We start from the raw sequence: 19,615 nt of genomic DNA, 5'->3' as shown, positions 1-19,615 counted from the left end.
TTAACACAAAAGCAATAACTAAAAGGCTTGTTTTTTTAAAATTCTGAAAATCGATCATCGGTTAAAAATTCATTATCTGTTAATGTATAAAGAAATGCTATTATACTTTCTTTTTCGTAATCGGAAAGCGTGATTCCTAAACTTCCATCTTCTCTAGTAAATACCTCATCTACATTACCATTATCGGTCATGCCTGAATCGTAAAAATCTAAAACGGCTTCTAAAGTCGAAAAACGCCCATCGTGCATATACGGCAATGATAACTCGATGTTACGTAAACTGGGCACTTTAAATTTGTATAAATCGGTTGGATCTTCAAAAATAACATAACGCCCTTTATCATCTAGCTTCGGGTTTATTGACAAGCCATTGTTGCGGTAACTATGGTCTGTAAATAAATCGGTAGCATGGCATGTTGCGCATTTATTTTGAAAACTATTTAAACCGTCTAATTCAATTTCGGTTAATACCACAGTATCTTCACTCCTTACGTATTTATCGTATTTTGAGTTTGATGAGACCATCATGAGCATAAATTGTGAAAGTGCTTTTAGCATATTTTCGCTATTTATCTCACCATCTTCAAAAGCTTTTGGAAATTGTGTTTGGTAATAAGCATCTGCACTAAGTTTACTTAGTACATTGCTTAAAGTTTCTCCCATTTCAACCTCACTCGTTAGTGGAATTATAGGTTGAAAATCTAAATGTGTTGCTGCGCCATCCCACATAAACTCCGACTGATATGCTAAATTTTGAATGGGTTGCGCATTACGCGTTCCTATACCACCATTTACGCCATGGCTAACGGTATGTTCGTGATGTGTAAAAGCAAAGGCTTGCTCATGGCAAAAGGCACAAGGAATAGCATTGTTAGCCGATAATTTACCATCGTAAAACAAACTTTTCCCTAACTCGAAACCTGCTTCGGTTACCGGATTATTATCTAGATTATAAACCATTTCTGGGAAGTTAGCCGGTTGTTCTACATTTAAATAGACCGGAACGTAAACTTCTGTATCTGATGATTTGGAACAAGACAGCACGCTTATTATTGCGAATGCAATAAGAACTATTTTTTTCATTTAATGAAGTGTTAAACCAGAGAAATACACTGCATCTCTTTGGGATTAATAATGACACTTTTTTGTTTGTAAAAACAAATAAGTTTCCTCGGTAAATTATACCGAGGAAATTATTATTTAAAAAAAATTAGTCGTTATGTACGTGGTGTACAGAAAACATACCACTTACGTTTGTTGCAATAACACCTGTTGTAGCTTCATCGGTATGCACTTGCGCATAACCATCATCAAAACTTACAGACGTTGCACCATCGAAAACCTGAGCAATATCTGCCTTAATGTGCACAGATGGCTCGTTACCTTCTCTTACCAAAACTTCGTTTGGAAAAGTTAACGTTGTTTCTTTGTAGTTATCTACAGCGGTACCAACACTTCCCATGTGGATGTTCAATGCTGCATCTATTTCTGCTGTAGATGTGTACGTTCCATCGAATCTCATAAATCTATATCCAGTTGCCCAAGACCACATCATGCCTTCATCTTGCGCTGTAGTAAGAAAATCGCCTTGACCATCTGCGCCAGAAGCATAACGCTCTTGGTCGATACCAATTCCGAAAGTTACTTGCGTATAGTTTGCTGCATCTACATCTTCTAAAGTAATATAGATTTCGCCTGCATTGTTTCCGTTTGCTTCACTTACAATAAAGATATTATCTTCTGCTGGATATGTGTAAACATTACCGTCGCTATCTGTTAAGCTAACATTAGATATTAAGTATTTTAATGTTTCTAATTGGTAAGTTTCACCGTTATCTTTAGTGTAAGTTGTTCCGAAAATAAAATCTTGATCGCCAACACCGTTATCGAATTTAAGGATTAAATCTCCTGTTTGTCCTGTTAAATCTTCTGTATTATTATCGTCGTCTGATGAACATGAAGCGATTGTTACACATAATAAAAGTGCGAATGTATATTTTAAAATTTTCATTAATAATGGTATAAGTGCATAACAGCCTTTTCGTCATTATTTGGACGGCTGCTATATTATTGTAAAATTGATTTTAATAAGTATGTTTAAGGCTGGTTTGCCTTTCTAAGAAATCAATTTACACCATTGGTGGGCGAAAATGGTTATGCTCGTAGAGATAAGCATAACTGCTATTACATATAGTATTTACTATTTTATTTAAAGGAATTTGGGTCTCTTTAAAATTGAAATTTTCGTTTTCTTGAAAGTATAAAGCAAATAAATACTCGGTTAGTAACACTACTGTTTTACTATCGTCTTGTGGATTTGTATCGGTTTGTAATTGTTGTGCTAAATGGCATTTACCGTTACAGGCAAGTTCTACTTTTTCTTTATTTATACAAAAGACTTCGGTAATATAATCCACATTAATTTCGTAATAAGCCAAATAACTCAAGTTATATAGAGGCTTTATTACAAAAGCGGTTAGTAATATGAATACAAAAATCTTTTTCAACAGTAATTTTATAGTGTGGCAAATGTAAAAAAGTTTAGATTATTCTTATAAGAAAAACTTGTGTTAGTTTAAAACTTTAACGTTTTTCTATTTTTAAGAACTGTTCTTGCCTTGATGCCCCGCGTTAAGGATTGAACGGCTTGTTTGAGCTCCCCGACCAACGGAAGGGAGCGAGTAGTGAAAGCCTGCCCCTTACTGTGCCATTAAAGCACAGTAAGGGAAACGCTATAAATTTTATTACAAAAAAAAAAGCGACCAAATTAATTGATCGCTTTATACTTTAATGGTTTAAATAAACCATACATTGATTTAATTCTGGGTTTTGCTGAACGAGCGATTGAATAAAAATTTTTAATTCTTCTATCTCGTAAGGTAATAATCGGCTTAGTGCCTTTTTTACCTCTTTGCAAAACAACGTTGTGTCGAAACTAACTTTATTCAGCACAGTTTTAGTGTAATCAAGCATTGCTCTTGCCATAATATTTGGTTTGGTTTAGGTTTGTAATGATAAAGTAAATTTACACTATAAGCTTGGGAGTATTAGATTATAAATTTAGTGAAAAAATATTCAATTTATAATATTTTAGATAACATTAACATATCGAAACTATTTAACAAAGTAATTACGAGTATGAAAATTATACCTGTATTATTTTTAGAAATAGGCAATTTATATAACAAACTACTTGAGTTGCCAATTTATAGTTATAAAAAAAAGAGCCTCGAATAACCGAGGCTCTTTTTAATTATTATGCACTAACTGTTTATTTAACTAAAACTTTTTGTGTGTACATTTTATCATCACTTATCAGTCTTAAAATATAAGTTCCTGCTGCTTTATCTTTTAAAGATATTACAGAATTTGAAACATCTAAAGTACCTTTAAGCACTTGCTCTCCAAGTAAGTTATATAAATAGTAAACGTAATTACTATCTGTATTTACTAATTTCACATTTAAAACTCCGTTAGAAACTGGGTTTGGATATAAAATTGGTGCGCTAGAGGTTAAACTTGTTACTTCATCTGTACCTAAAGTTACTAATGGATCTGTACCTAAAGTTGCTTGCCAGCTTCCTCTTCCATAAGTTGCTGCTCTAAGAATTCCAGTAGTTTCTGTTGGATAGAATATCTCTAAATCCTGAACGGCACACTTTGGTAAATCTGTTAAAAATGGCACTGCAGATGACACTAAATTATCGATAGCATAAACACCTAAATCGGCACCTACATAAACCTCATCGTAAAGACTGTTTTTTCTATAAACAATAGTATTCATTGGAATATTAGGAAGTCCATTGGATACGTTAATCCAAGTAGCACCTCCATCGGTTGTTTTGTATACTTTTTCTCCAGCCACATAACCAGAAAATACAACCCACACTTTATTAGCGTCTATATTAGAAACTGTTAAGTTTTTTAACTTCGCAGATGCAACTGGTAATGTTCCTGTTACATTTGCCCAAGTTTCTCCATAATCGCCAGATTTAGAAAGCCTATCATCAGTAATAGCATAGATCGTTTTAGAATCACTTGGAGCTATTTCAAAACTCAAAATATTTTTACCTGGTTGTGGTGTTCCAAGTTCCGTCCAGGTTGGGTTTACATCATCAGCATTTGTAAAAATATCATCACTTCCATATAGTGCAGGTCTTCCACCTAAATACACATAATAATCATCCACTGGATCTTGTTTAATTGGGCTAAACCATTCACTATTAAGAGAGGGATAGAAAGAAACATTACCCGTTGTTGTGTTTTTGCGTTGAAACTCACCATTTGTAGTAGATGACAAAATCATTGGATATCCACGTGCTATAAATCCATCTTCACCATCTCCACCGCCTAAAATAGACCAGCCTCCAGTAGCAGTATGTATTATTGTACCTATATCTTGCAAACCTGCAAAATACGTATCCACATCTGTGGGTGAAAGCGCTATATTCGTTTGCTGCCCGACCGCTATATTTGCAGTAATATTCTCCCAAGTTGATTGCCCATCAGAAATTCCTTTATAAATTCCCCCATCACAAGCTGTATATAAAGCGGTATTATCATGTGGAGAATACGCTATATATATAATATCTGCATGAATATAAGGTTCTGGTTGCATATAATCTGGATCATAAGGATAACCATCTCGAGTCCCTAACCAATACGTAATACGCGTCCAGTTTGCACCACCATCCGTTGTTTGCCATTGGTTAATTCCTCCAATAGTTACTAAATCCTCATTTTTAGGAGAAACTGCTATGGCTAAATCATGATCTGCTTGACCACCAACTGAGGAAGCCATTGGTGCTGCACTTGCATGCAAAATGTTTGGTGTTGAAGCTGTTGATTGTTTGGTATAAGTAACTCCACTATCAGTAGAACGGTAAAAACCTTCTAATCCTTGGTCTGTGTTGCCAACAATAGCATATACATAATCCGCATCAGCAGGAGTAACAGCCAATTCAATTCTCGTAACGGCACTAGCAGCAGGTAAATTTCCTGAAATGTTAGCATTTACTGTCCAACTCAATCCGCCATCGGTTGATTTGTACAATTCCGTACTAGCAGCATAAATTACAGTCGAGCTAGCTGGCTTATACTCAATATCGTAAAATGTTTCAATTGGGGTTGTAGGAAATGAATAATTATTCCAACCATCAGTAGTAGTAAAAATTCCACCATCAGTTGCAACCATCATGGTATCCGGATCGTTTGGATCCATAACAATTTTAGTAATTTTATAATGATCTAATGCTGTCCAAGTTAATGCGGTAGTGTTCCAGTTTGCACCCCCATCTGTGGTTTTTAAGACTCCAATACTTCTTCTATCACTTTCTCTATCGCCTGTAGCCAAATACATTATATCTGGATTAGTAGGATGGATAACCAAACCAGAACAACCAATTATAGGAAGATAATCTGAATTTGTAGTCCATGACACCCCTGCGTCTACAGTTTTCCATAGTCCACCATCAGGAGCACCAACATACATTATGGAAGCATTAGTAGGGTGAAAAGTCACAAAATTTAAACGACCAGAGCCAGAATCGTATCCAGAAGCAATAGTATTTTGATTTAAAGACACCCACTGAGAAGATGTTAATGTGGCCTTCATTTTACTATTAGCATTTCGAGCTAATTTGTTATTGTATTTTTGTTGCCATTCAATAAAGTTTGGATACGTGTGCGAAGGCAAAGACATATCTCCAGATGGGTAAATTTTATCTGCAATTTGGTTCTCCCAACGTTTAAATATTTTATAACCTTGTCCTTTTTCTGGTGTTTTATTTTCCCAGTATTTGTTAAATTTTGCTTGAACATCATAAAATGTTTCATTTTGAATAGATGCCATTTTCGCCCAACTTTTATCGTTTTGCCCAAACGATAATATTGAAAAGCATACAGTTAATACAAATGCGTAAAGTTTTCTCATTTCTTCAGTGAATTAATTAAGTTTAAATATTTTTCTTACTTACCTAACTTTTTTAGGGTTAAATAATTAACACACAAATATCCATACACTGCCGATAATTAAATAATTTTACACTACTCACTCACTACACACTTTAGTGAATACAAGCCTTAAAGCCACTTTGTAAGAATAAAAAACAAATAACTTAGAAATTCACACTTTCAAAAAAATAATTATGAGACTCAAATTACAGAAAGATAAAACGAGATTTAATCAATAAAAAAACGATTACTTAATTGAATAAATAACCGTTTTTGGAGAATGCTATGTTCTACTTTCCTTTTATTATAGATTGCTTTATTTTGAGTTTAATGAAATTATTATATTTTTTCCTTTTACGAATATAAACGACGACTACTTTTCAACTTTTTTTAAATTTTTACATAAATCATTAAGAAACTCAACTAATGTAAATTCGCTTTTTTGAAGATCCATTTTTTTTGTTATTCTATAACGCTTGCCTTCTATAGCGCGAGTCGAGGTATTTAAAAACACTGCAATTTCTTTGCTTTTAAAACCAACAAAGAGGTAGTAGCATATTATAATTTCGGAATCACTTAATTGAGGGTAGTCATTTTTAATTTTTGCAAAGAAATCAATATTAAATTCATTTACTAATTCTAAATGGTTTTCGGTTTTATCTAGAAGCATAGACGAATCTAAATGAAGATTTTTTAACAGTTCCTTTATTTTTTTTCGCTGTTCATCTCCATTACCCATAGTAGATATTGCCTTAATTTCTTTTTTAACCTCAACAATATAATCTTCTAAGCCATGGACCTTTACTTTAAGTTTTTCGTGGGTAGATTTTAAATAAGTAAATTCATCATTACTTTTTTCAAAACTATTTATTACTTTTTTAGTCTTCCTGTTTTTTAAAGTGTAAAGTACAATCAATAAAATTATGAGTAAAGCTAAACCTATAAGCCATTTTAACAAATATCCTTTTTTTTCTTTCTCAACTCGAAGTTCCGACTCAGAACTCATTAATGTATCTCCAAAATGCAAACTTGCATCCATGGTTTTGTTTAACACATGTTTTTCAAAAACCTTTAAAGAATCTATATAGTTATTTTTGTTCTCGTAGTCTTCATTATGATCGTAATAATCAATATATAAATTATAAAAATTTCTTTTATCATTATCATTCATAGCTGCTCTAACACTCTCGGATTTTGCTAAGTAATGATACGTTGAATCTATAGCTTTTTCATTAAAATGAAACCTTCCAAAACAACCATAAATAGAAGCTAAATGTACATCGTGTAAAAGTGGTGTGATTGTGGGATTATCTTTTAAACTTTTTAAGGAAGTAAAATGTTTATGAGCCTCTGCTATATTGTTTAAATCAATGTAATTGGTTGTTAATAAAAACAACGCATACATATAATAATAAGCATCATCTTTAATTAACTTATAACTGTTTAAGTTTTTTAAAATTAAATCATTGCCCTTGCTATACTCCTTATTAATCATTGCTACTAGCGCATGCATTTGAGTAACCTCGGCTAGGCCCTTTTTATTACTATTGAGTGCATAAAACTTTTGCGCATCATCTATATATTTAAAAGCTGTGGTATCCTTTTCTTTTATATAACTATTGTAAAAAATTTCTAAGGAAGCCCATCCTGCAATATCATAATTCTTTTCTAACTCCGCATATTTTAAGGCTAACACTGTGTTTTTAAATTGCTTTGCCAACTCATTATTTCTGTCATTAATGAGTACCTTTAATTCGTAATATTCTGCGAGATGCCCTTTTATACTTTTGTTTAATGGTTTTGGAATTGAATCTAAGTAAAGTGCTCCTTTAATTGGATCTTCAGCAAATACATCATCTGCTAAATCTAAAAATTTTAAATATTTATTTTGAGTATTTTTTTGAGGAAAGGCGACACTAATAAAAAAGAATGGGATTAATAGTAAAAACCTATTTAAAAATTGAAAATTCAAAATATTTCGAGGGGTTAATTAAAGAATTAGTTGGTGAAACAAAAATAACTAATTAATAAAAAAAGCCATGTTAAAACATGGCTTTTTTAAAACTAATTAATCTATTAAAAATTAAAACCGATTATCTCCATCTAATAAATCACCCAAACCGCCTAAAACACTTCCTTCACCTTTTGAATTACCTGATTTTGGTGCAGATGCTAAAACACGACCTGCTAACCTGCTAAAAGGTAAAGATTGTACAAATACCGTCCCTGGACCTTGCAATTTTGCAAAAAACAAGCCTTCGCCTCCAAAAACTGTGTTTTTTATACCGCCAATAAATTCAATATCGTAGTTTACCGTTTGATCGAAACCAACAATACAACCTGTATCTACCCTTAAAGTTTCTCCTGCTCGTAATTCCTTTTTAGCCATGGTTCCGCCGGCATGTACAAAGGCCATTCCATCGCCTTCTAACTTTTGCATTATAAAACCTTCGCCTCCAAAAAGACCTCTACCAAGTTTTTTAGAAAACTCGATACCAACACTCACTCCTTTGGCAGCACAGAGAAAAGCATCTTTCTGGCAAATGAATTTACCTCCAAATTCCGATAAATCTATTGGTATTATTTTTCCAGGATATGGTGATGCGAAAGAGACATTACGCTTTCCTATTAAATTATTATAAAACGCAGTCATAAATAGGCTTTCGCCAGTTAATATACGCTTCCCTGCACCTAAAATTTTACCAAGAAATCCAGAATCTTTTTGAGATCCATCGCCAAAAATAGTTTCCATTTTTATACCGTCGTCCATCATCATGAAACTACCGGCTTCGGCAATTACACCTTCTTGTGGATCAAGTTCTATTTCTACATATTGCATTTCTTCGCCGTAGATTCTATAGTCAATTTCGTGTGCTGTCATTTTTAATAGGTTTTTATTGATTTACTTATATGTTGCTATATTTTTTAAAATGTTACAAACATTATCAATATTAAACATAATTTTTTTTAGCTTTTTACCTTAATACTCCACTCAAATTTAAAGGTAGATACAGCAACTCCATCTTGATTGAGACCTATAGACTCCATCCAAAGGGTTTGCCCCTCACCTGTTGCAATAGCTTTTTTTAAAGCCTCATCTATTAAATGTCCATCTTTACAACTAAATATAATGCGTCCGGTGGCTTTTTTTGTAAAGCTCGCGGTTTGAGAAGTTACTAACATAGATACGCGTTTACCAGAATCTTGAATTTTACCAATCATTAAAGCTCCTGTAGAAAACTCAGCTGCCATACCTTGCACAGCCCAAAACATCGACTTAAATGGGTTTTGGTTTATCCACTTATGTTTTACCGTTACCAAGCACTTATCGTTATCTATATGCTTTGTTCTAACGCCGCAAAAGTAAGCAGCAGGAAGCTTAAACATGGTATAAGCATTTAGTTTTCTGGGTGTTAATGTCATATTAATCTATTTTAGTTTTCACGAAGTTATGAAAAATATTTATGACGTCTATTTGTTAATTTTATGTTAAATTTCAGTACTATGCGTTACAAAGTACCTTCTTTTAGATATATATTTGCATAAGAAACTATTATATGTTTTAATATTATGCTAGACAACCATCAAAAAAACATCGCTACATTTATTCATTTATCGACATTTAGCCGGTTCTTTTTTCCTTTAGGAAACTTTATAGGCCCAATTATTTTATGGGCTGCCAATAAAGATAAATCGGCTTTTATAGATCGACATGGTAAGCAAGCCATCAATTTTCAAATTAGCATTTTACTTTACGCTATAATCTTGGGGACGCTAACGGTTCCGTTTTTTATTTTCAAAATATTTAATGGTTTCGATTTTATAGATTTTAATGGTTTTCAAAATTTTCATATTAACGTTGGCAAACCATCGGCTTTACTCTACATAGGTGGTGTACTAGGTGCCTTTGCTATTATTGGTTTTATTATGGAACTCGTTTTAATTGTAATTGCAAGTTTAAAAGCGAGGGACGGCGAGATATATAATTACCCGTTAACCATTCAGTTTTTAAAATAAAACATAAGCTTATGTGGAAACATTAACTAACAAACATGCCCGCGTTAGGGATTGCAGTGAAAAGCCCACAGTGCTCCCGATGGTAATCGGGTGCGCGAGGACTTGTAACGGAAAGCCCGACCCTGTTCCTGAACTTTTTTCAGGATAAAGGGGAACGCTCAAAATAAAAAATTAAATTTCATCAATAATTAATCATCAAAATCAATCAAAAAATGAACAGTTTCACAAAATTAAAATGCTTTAGAATATGAAGATAGAAAACACAAAAGCACAAATGCGTAAAGGCGTTTTAGAATTCTGCATACTCTCGGTTTTAAAAGACGAGGATGCTTATGTTGCCGAAATTCTAAGCACCTTAAAAGATGCAAAGTTGCTGGTTGTGGAAGGTACCATTTATCCGTTGCTTACGCGACTTAAAAATGCGGGACTTTTAAACTACAGATGGGAAGAATCGACCTCTGGACCACCACGGAAATATTATGGCTTAACCGAAACGGGCAAGCTATTTTTAAAAGAATTAGACACTACTTGGAGTGAATTACACCATGCAGTAACTATAGTAACTAGCCAAAAACCACCAAAAAAATGAATAAAACAGTAAATATAAATTTAGCAGGTATATTTTTTCATATCGATGAAGATGCTTACTTAAAACTGCAACGCTATTTGGAGGCTATAAAGAGGTCGTTTACAGACTCCCAAGGGCGATCGGAAATAATAGCAGATATTGAAGCGCGAATTGCCGAGCTTTTTAACGAGCGTGTGCAAATGGACCGCCAAGTTATTAGAGTTAAAGAGGTGGATGAAGTAATCTCTATTATGGGACAACCTGAAGATTACTTAGTGGACGATGAGATTTTTGAAGATGAACCACAACATACACCTAGAAAGAAAAAAACGAGTTCTAGAAAATTATTTCGTGATACGAACAACTCTTATATTGGTGGTGTATCTTCTGGGTTAGCACATTATTTAGGTATTGATGCTATTTGGATTCGTTTGGTTTGGGTTTTATTATTTTTTGGATTTGGAACGGGAATTCTACTCTATATTTTGCTTTGGGTTTTAGTACCCGAAGCTAAAACAACGGCAGAGAAAATAATGATGACTGGCGAACCGGTTAACATTAGTAACATTGAAAAAAAAATTAAAGACGGCTTTGAAAACGTATCGGAAACGGTTACGGATGTTGCTAAAAATGTTTCAGATTCGGTATCTAACGCTACAAAAAATATCGATTTTGAAAAACAAGGTGGTAAAATAAAATCGACTTCTAGATCGTTTTTTGAAGCTATTGGAGACATTATTATGTTCTTCTTTAAAGTAATTGCAAAATTTATTGGGGTGCTACTTATTTTTATTGGTGCCGCTGCTTTAATTGCTTTAATTATTGGCCTATTCTCAGTTGGTGTTGCCAATTTTGTACATATACCAGGTTTGGATTTGGTAGATATTGCTAATGCCGGCGAAACTCCCATTTGGTTTGTTTCTCTACTTACGCTATTTGCTGTTGGTATTCCTTTCTTTTTTCTATTCTATTTAGGGTTAAAAATTTTAGTAAACAACTTAAAATCTATTGGTAATGTTGCTAAATTCACTTTGCTAGGCTTATGGATTATATCTGTTATTGGTTTAATTGTTATTGGTATTCGCCAAGCTAGTGAGCATGCTTTTGATGAAACTTACATTGAGAAAACAGAGTTACCCATTACAGCTATTGATACGCTAAGTATAAAAATGGTAGGTAACGATAATTTCAGTTCAAGTTTTTACCGCGACCATAGTAATTTTAAATTGGCGCATGACGATGAAGGCAATAAAATTATTTATTCTTCGGATATTGATATTAGAGTAAAATCTACCACAGATACTGTTATTACTGTTGCTTTAGAAAAAAGTGCCGATGGCCGAGATTACCAGAAAGCCAGAGGTCGTGCTAAAAATATTAATTACAGCTTCGAGCTTAAAAATAATGTTTTACTGTTAGACTCTTATTTTACAACCGATCCAAAAAACAAGTTTAGTGATCAAGAAGTAGATGTTGTTCTCTACATTCCGGAAAACATGATTGTAAACTTTAAGAAAAACACAGAGTCTTATATTTATTACAGAAATTACGATGGTAACCTAATTAGAAGGCAACATGTAAACCACAATATTAAAATTCTTGATAACGACATTGAATGTTTAGATTGCCCTATTGAGGAGAATGAAGACATGGAAATTGAAATCAATATACCTAACGTTAAAATAAACGAGAATGGTATTGAAGTAAGATCTGACCAGAACCATCTAAAAATAGACGAAAATGGTATTAAAGCAGAATCGGACGAAGTTAAACTGAACATTAATAAAAACGGAATACAAATTAACACAGAAGATTAACGGTTGAAGCATTAACAACTCATCCCGAAAAAATAACAATTCAGGTATTTATAGTTTTCATCAATACTATTTTAAAAGATATTTGAACGATAACTAAAACTTTCATCAATCAAAAAACGAATAATTATGACAACACTAACAAAAATTATAATTACAACACTTTTAAGCTTATGCTTATTCTCTTGTAATTTTGACATCAACCTTAACTCTGGAGTTAAAGGAAACGGAAAATTACAAACAGAAACTCGCACAGTTACGGAACCATTTTCAACCATTAAAGCTACCGAAGGTTTAGATGTTTATCTCACACAAAGTGACAACCAAAGCATTGTTGTTGAAACCGACGAGAATTTACAAGAACTTATTCTTACAGAAGTAAAAGATGGAGTTTTAAAAATCCATGCTAAAGAGAATATTGGTAGATGTTCTGCAAAAAAAATAACAGTAAGTTTCAAAACAATTTCTAGCATTATAGCAACTAGTGGTAGTGACGTAATATCTACAAACACTATTGTTGCAGATGTTTTAGATTTAAAAACAACAAGCGGTAGTGATATGTCTATAAAACTAAATACTAAAATTTTAAGCTGCTCCTCTACTAGCGGAAGTGATTTAAATATTTCTGGAATAACAGAAAAATTTAATGCCGAAGCCACTAGCGGAAGTGATATTGAAGCTAAAGACCTTATAGCACAATATAGCAATGTAAAAGCTACAAGCGGTGCTGATATTATTGTAAATACCGAAAAAATATTAGTTGCTAAAGCTACTAGTGGTGGTGATATAAAATATTATGGAGATCCGGAAAAGGTAGACAAATCGAATAACTCATCTGGAAGTGTAATTAAAAGATAATTTATCCCTTATTTACCTTTAAAATAAAGCCATCGCAGACTAAATACGAGTTTGGGATGGTTTTTGTTTTATATTTGTACTAATTATTTAATTCATATAAAATGAAACAAAAATTCCCTATCCTACTTATAGCAATAAGTTTTTGCTTTTTTGGCCAAGCCCAAAGTGTAGAAAAAGTTAAAGGTAATAGAAATGTAACTATAGAACAGACTCCTTTAAGTTCCTTTAAAACTATTATTATTGATGAAGGCTTTGAGATAGATTTAGTTTATGCCAAAGACCCATCGGTTGAAATAGAAACGGATGAAAATTTACACGAGTTTTTTGTACTCAATGTTCGAGATAGTATTCTTAATTTAGACTTAACAAAACGAATAACATCCAAAAAACGTCTTAAAATCAAAGTGGCTTACGACGATTTTTTAACAACTATAGAAACTCGAGATGATGCCGAAGTATACGGCCTATCTACAATTAACGCTGATAATATCACATTAATAACATCTGGAAATTCTGAAGCTGGATTAACAATAAAAACGGAGAATTTTAATTTTGAAGGATTAGATAAATCTAAAACTAAATTGAATTTAACCGCAAAAAATTCTAAAGTTATTTTAAATGGTAATAGTAGATTAGAAGCTTTAATTAATTCTCCTATTTTAAAAGCTGATCTTTACCAAAGAGCAAATGCTGAAATTGAAGGTAGTTGTGACGATTTAACACTTAGAACAGATAATAATGCCCAATTTACGGGTAAAAACTTTACAGCTAAAAAGTGTAGTTTAATTTCAGAAATTGCTAGTGAAGCTATTTTGGAAGTTACAGATACTTTAACGGTAGAAATTTCGGGAACAAGTGCGCTATACCTTTATAATGATCCTCAAATTATTGTAAATAAACTAGCCAACACATCAAAAATTCAGAAAAAAGAAAAATAATTTAATAGATTTCTACTAAAAGGTAGCTTCCTAAGGGAATGCTACCTTTTTTTGTTTTAGACAAATTCAAAAACCATCAACTCCTTATAAAACAAACAAATACATTTTAAGACACGAAAAAATGTGTGCTTTACAATTAAAACAAAAATGTTATCAGGGCCTAGGCTTTAATAATTTCTTCAAAAAAAAGAATAAACCAAACTATATTTTTTCAGTCTAACAATATTTAAAGCTATATTTAGGCTTTCAAGACTTATAAAATACAAGATTAACATTAACCTCTGCAGCTGTAAATGAATAAATTGGCGTTTTTAAAAAAAGTATCATTTTTATTTGTATTATTTTTTTGCTTACAAGGTTTTGCACAATTAAGCAAATTACATTTTATCCCACCATTGACAAGTGCAGATGCTACCAACTCACAACCACAAGACCAATATATTTACTTATCTACGCCATCAGCAACAAATGTAACCTACGTTATAACACCTATTGGCCAACCTGCGTCGGCAGCTATTACAGGAGAAGTTTCTAATACATCCCCTCAAATTATTTCTATAGCTACCGGAGATGGGCAGCTATTTATTCCTTCTTCGCAAACAAGTACAGTTGTAAATAACCGTGGCTATATTGTAGAAGCCAAAGGCTCAATTTATGTTTCTGTAAGAATGAATGCGGGTAACAATGCTCAAGCTGGCGCTCTCGTAAGCAAAGGGTTAGCAGCCTTTGGGCAAACTTTTAGAGTGGGTACTTATACCAATCAAAATCCTCAGGATAATTATTTAAATTTTGTTTCGGTAATGGCTACCGAAGATAATACCTCGGTTACATTTAGTAATTTACCAGCTGGTTTAGTTATTAAAAATTATACAGGTACAACGCCTATAACAACAACATTAAATAAAGGAGAAAGTTATACTATTGCAACAAATAGTGAAGAGAGCGTTACAAATAGAGATGGCTTGGTAGGCGCTTTAATTAATTCTGATAGACCTATTGTTGTAAACTGTGGCTCCGCAAACGGTAGTTTTCACGACGGAAACGGAAGAGACTACGGAATAGACCAAATTGTAGGTTTGGATAAAGTAGGTACCGAATACATTTTTGTAAAAGGTGATGGGTATGATGGATGGGAAAACGCACTTATTGTAGCTCATTATGATAACACATCTATTAGCATAAATGGAAATCCTGCAGTTGCAAGTATTAATGCAGGAGATTACTATTTAATAGAAGGAGATCAATATACAAACGGAAATATGTATGTAGAAACATCGCAACCTGTTTTTGCTTACCAAGGTATTGGAGCTACACCAAGTGAGGCTAACCAAGGTATGTATTTTGTACCACCTTTAAGTTGTGAAACACGTGGCGACTTAGATAATATTGCGGCTATTCAATCTATCGGAAGTACTACTTTTACTGGTGGAATATCAATAGTTACAAAAGCGGGAGCCACTGTTACCGTGAACGATAGCCCTATAAGTAGTTTTTTTACCACTGGACCTACAGTGGTTGCTGGAAAAACAGATTATGTTACGTATAAAATTATAGATCTAACCGGAGACATATCTGTAAAAAGTAATGACGAGCTATACTGTGCCTATTTTAATTACAACGGAGCTGCAACATCAGGAAGTTTTTACTCTGGCTTCCCTACGCCTCCGGAAATTAATTTCAATACAGCATTTGAAACTTTAGGAAACTGTATTCCTAATGTAACTTTAGAGGTCGCTAATGTCGGCATCTTTGATAGTTTTGAATGGTTTTTTGATGATGGATCTGGCAGCGGGTTTATTACTACAGGAGTAACATCTCCATCTTTTACGCCTACTATTGCCGGAAATTATAAATTAATAGGGGAGTTATTATGCTCTGGTTTAAAACTAGAATCCTTGGATGTTCCGGTAAGTATTTGCCCAGACGACGTAGATAATGATGGTATTTTAGATAATATTGATATTGATAACGACAACGATGGTATTTTAAATTGTACAGAATCTTATGGGAATCAAATTATAGATTTATCGAATATAAATAGTGGTAATATCATTGCTGGAGGTTATACTTATGTAGGAAATACAACTTTAATCGATAACACAGCTACCAGCCCGTTTACAGGAAGTAGTACTGGTGTATTTATGAGTGAAACCACAGCAAAAACGGGAAGTATAAAAAGTAGTGTAACCTACCAATTAAGCTTCAATAAACCGTTAAATCTACTTTTAAATTACCCCAACAGCTCTCCTTTTGGTAGTGGTACTATTAATACAGATCAAGAATTTATAATTCGTGTGCCAAGTTCCCGAACTATAACACTTTTGGACCCTGATGACCAACTTCTAATTGACACTAATTTTGATGATGTTTACGAGCCAGGTATAACTCAAATTTCTGCATTTGAAATTCGATTTAAACCTAAAAACCCTTTAGCCTTTGGTAGTGCTACATTTAGTTTTTCGGCGCATAATGTTAGTAATATAATCTATACACATCAAAACACTTCAGATTTAACAGATAATCAAGCTACCTTTCAAATTACGGCAACCTGTGTACCTAAAGATAGTGATGCTGATGGCATGGAAGATAGTTTAGACTATGACAGCGACAACGACGGTATTCCAGATTTAATAGAAAATCAAGGTTTATTGACTATACTATCTAACATAGATGCCGATTATAATGGCTTAGATGATGTTTATAATATTACGACAGCCCCAATAGATACAGATTACGATGGCGTATTTGACTACCTTGATTTAGATAGCGACAATGATGGTATTTATGATTTAATTGAAACAGGCCAATTAGGAACCTTATCGGATACTGATTTAAACGGCGTTGTTGATGGAAATTTCGGTTTTAATGGATGGGCAGATGCAGGAGAAACAGCACCAGACAGTAGCGTAATAGGATATGTACTTAGTGATTTTGATAATGATACTATTTTTGATTATCTTGATTTTGATACTGACGGAGACAGCTGCTCCGACGTTATTGAAGCTGGTTTTTCGGATGCAAATACGGATAATTATCTTGGAGATACTGCGACTATTACTGTAGATACTAATGGTTTAGTTACAAATGCTTCAGATGGCTATACGCTTCCAAATTTTGGCTATTTAACCAGCGCACCAATATCTATAACAACACAACCGGCCGATGTAATAGCTTGTAACACTTATAATGCTTCTATTACAATAATTTCAGATGAGGCTGAAACATTTCAATGGGAAATAAGCACAGATGGCACAACATGGAATGCCGTTATTGACGATACAAATTACAGCAACTCGCAAACAGCAACACTAGTTATATCTAATACACCAATTACGTTTAATAACTACCAATATCGCGTAAAGCTAGACAGAAGTGGAAACAGTTGTGGATTATACTCCACAAGCATGACGCTTACTGTAAATCCAATACCTGCTGTAAATACACCCGTTATTTTAATTCAATGTGACGATGAAGATTTATCTACTTTAGGTTATAGCGACTTTAATTTAACAGAGGTTAACGCCGAAATTTCATCAAATTCAGAGAATGAAACATTTAGTTATTATTTAACTCAAGCCGCCGCTCAATTAGGTGATGAAACCAGTACTGATTTCATTGCGAATCCAACGACTTTTACAAATAGAACCATTAGTAGCGATGTTGTTTGGGCACGAATTGAAAATACACTTACCTGTGCAGGTACTGCTGAAATTCAATTAAATGTTTCAACTACCGTAATTCCCTCTAGTCTTTTAGTCACCTTTAGTCAATGTGATGATTTTCTAGATATTGATGGAAATGATACTGTAAATAACAACCATAGAGATGGAATTGCAACATTCGATTTTAGCAGTGTAAATACAACTTTACTCAGTTTAATTCCTTCAGGACAGAATCCCTTACCTCCAAAATACTACAGAAATGAAACTGATGCCTTAGCTGAAATAAATGAAATTGTAGATATTTCGAACTATAGAAACATTGGTTATCCAAACTCACAAACTATTTATGTACGCGTGGATAGCGATATCTCTAACGATTGCCTAGGCTTAGGAGGGCATATATTATTAACCGTTGAATCGTTACCAATTGCAAACCCTGTTACAATAAACCGAGCTTGCGACGATGATTCTGATGGAGCCTACCCTTTCGATACCTCAAACTTAGAGAGTGATATTTTAGGAACGCAAAGTCCTACAGATATAGATATTTCTTATTTTGATGCAGCAGGAGATCCTCTATTATATGCTGATGGTACTGCGGTTGTGAGCCCAATTGCATCTACATTTCTAACAAGTAATCAAACCATAACAGTTAAAGTTACAAATACTAATACTTCGGCCACAGATGGTCCTTGTTTTGACGATACAACACTTGAATTTAAAGTAGACGTAAGCCCTACAGCAAATCCAATAAATCCAATTGCTGTGTGCGATGGCGACGCAGGAGATATTGATAATGATGGATTATTCGCTTTCGATACATCTACCTTTTCTAACACTATTTTAGGATCGCAAACAGGTATGGATATCAATTATACCTACATAGACGAATCTGGAAATATGGTGACGAATACAGCATTACCTAATCCTTTTAATTCGGAGTCTCAAAATGTTTTAGTTGAAGTCACTAATCCAGATAACACTGCTTGTGTAGCCTCAACAACTATAGAATTAATTGTAAATCCACTTCCAGATTTCACTGTAAATTCTCCTCTAGTTGTTTGTACCTCCGATCCAACTTTCAGCGTAAGCTTAGATCCTATTGAAGCCAATGTAATAGAACGTTTTACTTACGAGTGGTATTTTGAAGATGGAACATTTTTATCCAATGAGCCCACTTTAGAGAATGTTTCCATTGACGGAACTTACTCTGTAACACTTACCAAAACAGACGGAACAGGATGCGCACGCACCCGAGATATTATAGTTACAGCCTCGGAGTCCGCAAATATTACCCAAGAAGATGTTACTATTGTAGATGTTTCTGATAACAACTCAGTTACCATAGACCCAACAAATTTAGGTTCTGGAGACTACGAGTATGCTATACGAGAGGAAGGCTCTAACTTCATTACATACCAAGCAGAACCTGTATTTGAAAATGTGCGTCCAGGTTTTTACACCATTTATGTGAAAGACGACATTTGCGGAACAGCAGAATTAAACATTTCAGTAATTGGATATGCTAAATTCTTTACTCCCAACGGAGATCGCTATAATGATTATTGGCAGGTAAAGGGCTTAAACTCCCAAGTGCAACCCAACTCTTTAATTTTTATTTATGATCGCTACGGAAAACTGCTGAAACAATTCTTGGCAGGATCAATAGGTTGGGATGGTACATTTAATGGAACTCCTTTGGCATCCGACGATTATTGGTTTAATGTACAACTTGAAGACGGACGAACTTTTAGTGGACATTTTACTCTAAAACGATAGACCAAATCAATATTTAACTTTATCAATC

At 33.6% G+C, this 19,615-nt stretch carries 14 protein-coding genes; 6 read left to right on the top strand and 8 right to left on the bottom strand.

Annotated elements, in window-relative coordinates; genetic code table 11:
* Positions 1-35: 35 nt before the first annotated feature.
* The 8 genes from ACJJV4_RS17305 to ACJJV4_RS17270 all read right to left on the bottom strand — a co-directional run bounded on the left by ACJJV4_RS17305 (position 36) and on the right by ACJJV4_RS17270 (position 9,374).
* Positions 36-1,082, bottom strand: a complete 1,047-nt coding sequence (locus ACJJV4_RS17305) for a cytochrome-c peroxidase (RefSeq protein ID WP_405296648.1) — start codon at positions 1,080-1,082, stop codon at positions 36-38.
* A gap of 127 nt (positions 1,083-1,209) precedes the next feature.
* Complete coding sequence (locus ACJJV4_RS17300; protein WP_405296647.1) at positions 1,210-2,010, bottom strand: MbnP family protein; 801 nt, start codon at positions 2,008-2,010, stop codon at positions 1,210-1,212.
* A gap of 118 nt (positions 2,011-2,128) precedes the next feature.
* Positions 2,129-2,437 (bottom strand): hypothetical protein, encoded by a 309-nt coding sequence (locus tag ACJJV4_RS17295; RefSeq protein ID WP_405296646.1) that lies wholly within the window; start codon positions 2,435-2,437, stop codon positions 2,129-2,131.
* Between the two features lie 349 nt (positions 2,438-2,786).
* Positions 2,787-2,984 (bottom strand): hypothetical protein, encoded by a 198-nt coding sequence (locus ACJJV4_RS17290; protein ID WP_405296645.1) that lies wholly within the window; start codon positions 2,982-2,984, stop codon positions 2,787-2,789.
* Between the two features lie 286 nt (positions 2,985-3,270).
* The gene (locus tag ACJJV4_RS17285) at positions 3,271-5,931 is read right to left on the bottom strand and encodes a T9SS type A sorting domain-containing protein (protein ID WP_405296644.1); all 2,661 of its coding nucleotides are present in this window, start codon (positions 5,929-5,931) and stop codon (positions 3,271-3,273) included.
* Positions 5,932-6,324: 393 nt separating this feature from the next.
* Positions 6,325-7,923 (bottom strand): helix-turn-helix transcriptional regulator, encoded by a 1,599-nt coding sequence (locus ACJJV4_RS17280; protein WP_405296643.1) that lies wholly within the window; start codon positions 7,921-7,923, stop codon positions 6,325-6,327.
* Positions 7,924-8,034: 111 nt separating this feature from the next.
* Positions 8,035-8,832, bottom strand: coding sequence for a TIGR00266 family protein (locus tag ACJJV4_RS17275; RefSeq protein WP_405296642.1), 798 nt, complete (start codon positions 8,830-8,832; stop codon positions 8,035-8,037).
* Between the two features lie 86 nt (positions 8,833-8,918).
* Entirely contained in the window at positions 8,919-9,374 is a 456-nt protein-coding gene (locus ACJJV4_RS17270) for a DUF4442 domain-containing protein (protein ID WP_405296641.1), read from the bottom strand.
* Positions 9,375-9,521: 147 nt separating this feature from the next.
* Between ACJJV4_RS17270 and ACJJV4_RS17265 the strand changes: the two genes are divergently transcribed.
* The 6 genes from ACJJV4_RS17265 to ACJJV4_RS17240 all read left to right on the top strand — a co-directional run bounded on the left by ACJJV4_RS17265 (position 9,522) and on the right by ACJJV4_RS17240 (position 19,587).
* Positions 9,522-9,968, top strand: coding sequence for a DUF4870 domain-containing protein (locus ACJJV4_RS17265; RefSeq protein ID WP_405296640.1), 447 nt, complete (start codon positions 9,522-9,524; stop codon positions 9,966-9,968).
* 247 nt (positions 9,969-10,215) lie between these two features.
* Positions 10,216-10,557 (top strand): PadR family transcriptional regulator, encoded by a 342-nt coding sequence (locus ACJJV4_RS17260; RefSeq protein ID WP_042504808.1) that lies wholly within the window; start codon positions 10,216-10,218, stop codon positions 10,555-10,557.
* Positions 10,554-12,353, top strand: coding sequence for a PspC domain-containing protein (locus ACJJV4_RS17255; RefSeq protein WP_405296639.1), 1,800 nt, complete (start codon positions 10,554-10,556; stop codon positions 12,351-12,353). Before ACJJV4_RS17260 ends, ACJJV4_RS17255 begins: the two co-directional genes overlap by 4 nt.
* Positions 12,354-12,479: 126 nt before the next feature.
* A complete protein-coding gene (locus tag ACJJV4_RS17250) occupies positions 12,480-13,208 on the top strand; it encodes a head GIN domain-containing protein (RefSeq protein WP_405296638.1) in 729 nt (242 codons plus the stop codon).
* Between the two features lie 101 nt (positions 13,209-13,309).
* Positions 13,310-14,146 carry a GIN domain-containing protein gene (locus ACJJV4_RS17245; RefSeq protein WP_405296636.1) on the top strand — a complete coding sequence of 279 codons (837 nt, stop codon included), beginning with the start codon at positions 13,310-13,312 and terminating at the stop codon, positions 14,144-14,146.
* A 293-nt stretch (positions 14,147-14,439) separates the two neighbouring features.
* Positions 14,440-19,587, top strand: a complete 5,148-nt coding sequence (locus ACJJV4_RS17240; RefSeq protein WP_405296635.1) for a T9SS type B sorting domain-containing protein — start codon at positions 14,440-14,442, stop codon at positions 19,585-19,587.
* The last annotated feature ends 28 nt before the right edge of the window (positions 19,588-19,615 follow it).

This window comes from Algibacter sp. Ld11 (assembly GCF_045066735.1).
Taxonomy (GTDB): Bacteria; Bacteroidota; Bacteroidia; order Flavobacteriales; family Flavobacteriaceae; genus Algibacter.
This window is presented reverse-complemented; position numbering and strand designations above follow the sequence as displayed.

Excerpts from the sequence above, each read along its gene's own strand:
- ACJJV4_RS17240 (WP_405296635.1), top strand. The coding sequence starts at position 14,440 with ATGAATAAATTGGCGTTTTTAAAAAAAGTATCATTTTTATTTGTATTA.
- ACJJV4_RS17260 (WP_042504808.1), top strand. The coding sequence starts at position 10,216 with ATGAAGATAGAAAACACAAAAGCACAAATGCGTAAAGGCGTTTTAGAA.
- ACJJV4_RS17265 (WP_405296640.1), top strand. The coding sequence starts at position 9,522 with ATGCTAGACAACCATCAAAAAAACATCGCTACATTTATTCATTTATCG.
- ACJJV4_RS17270 (WP_405296641.1), bottom strand. The coding sequence starts at position 9,374 with ATGACATTAACACCCAGAAAACTAAATGCTTATACCATGTTTAAGCTT.
- ACJJV4_RS17275 (WP_405296642.1), bottom strand. The coding sequence starts at position 8,832 with ATGACAGCACACGAAATTGACTATAGAATCTACGGCGAAGAAATGCAA.
- ACJJV4_RS17250 (WP_405296638.1), top strand. The coding sequence starts at position 12,480 with ATGACAACACTAACAAAAATTATAATTACAACACTTTTAAGCTTATGC.
- ACJJV4_RS17255 (WP_405296639.1), top strand. The coding sequence starts at position 10,554 with ATGAATAAAACAGTAAATATAAATTTAGCAGGTATATTTTTTCATATC.
- ACJJV4_RS17285 (WP_405296644.1), bottom strand. The coding sequence starts at position 5,931 with ATGAGAAAACTTTACGCATTTGTATTAACTGTATGCTTTTCAATATTA.
- ACJJV4_RS17305 (WP_405296648.1), bottom strand. The coding sequence starts at position 1,082 with ATGAAAAAAATAGTTCTTATTGCATTCGCAATAATAAGCGTGCTGTCT.
- ACJJV4_RS17300 (WP_405296647.1), bottom strand. The coding sequence starts at position 2,010 with ATGAAAATTTTAAAATATACATTCGCACTTTTATTATGTGTAACAATC.
- ACJJV4_RS17245 (WP_405296636.1), top strand. The coding sequence starts at position 13,310 with ATGAAACAAAAATTCCCTATCCTACTTATAGCAATAAGTTTTTGCTTT.
- ACJJV4_RS17290 (WP_405296645.1), bottom strand. The coding sequence starts at position 2,984 with ATGGCAAGAGCAATGCTTGATTACACTAAAACTGTGCTGAATAAAGTT.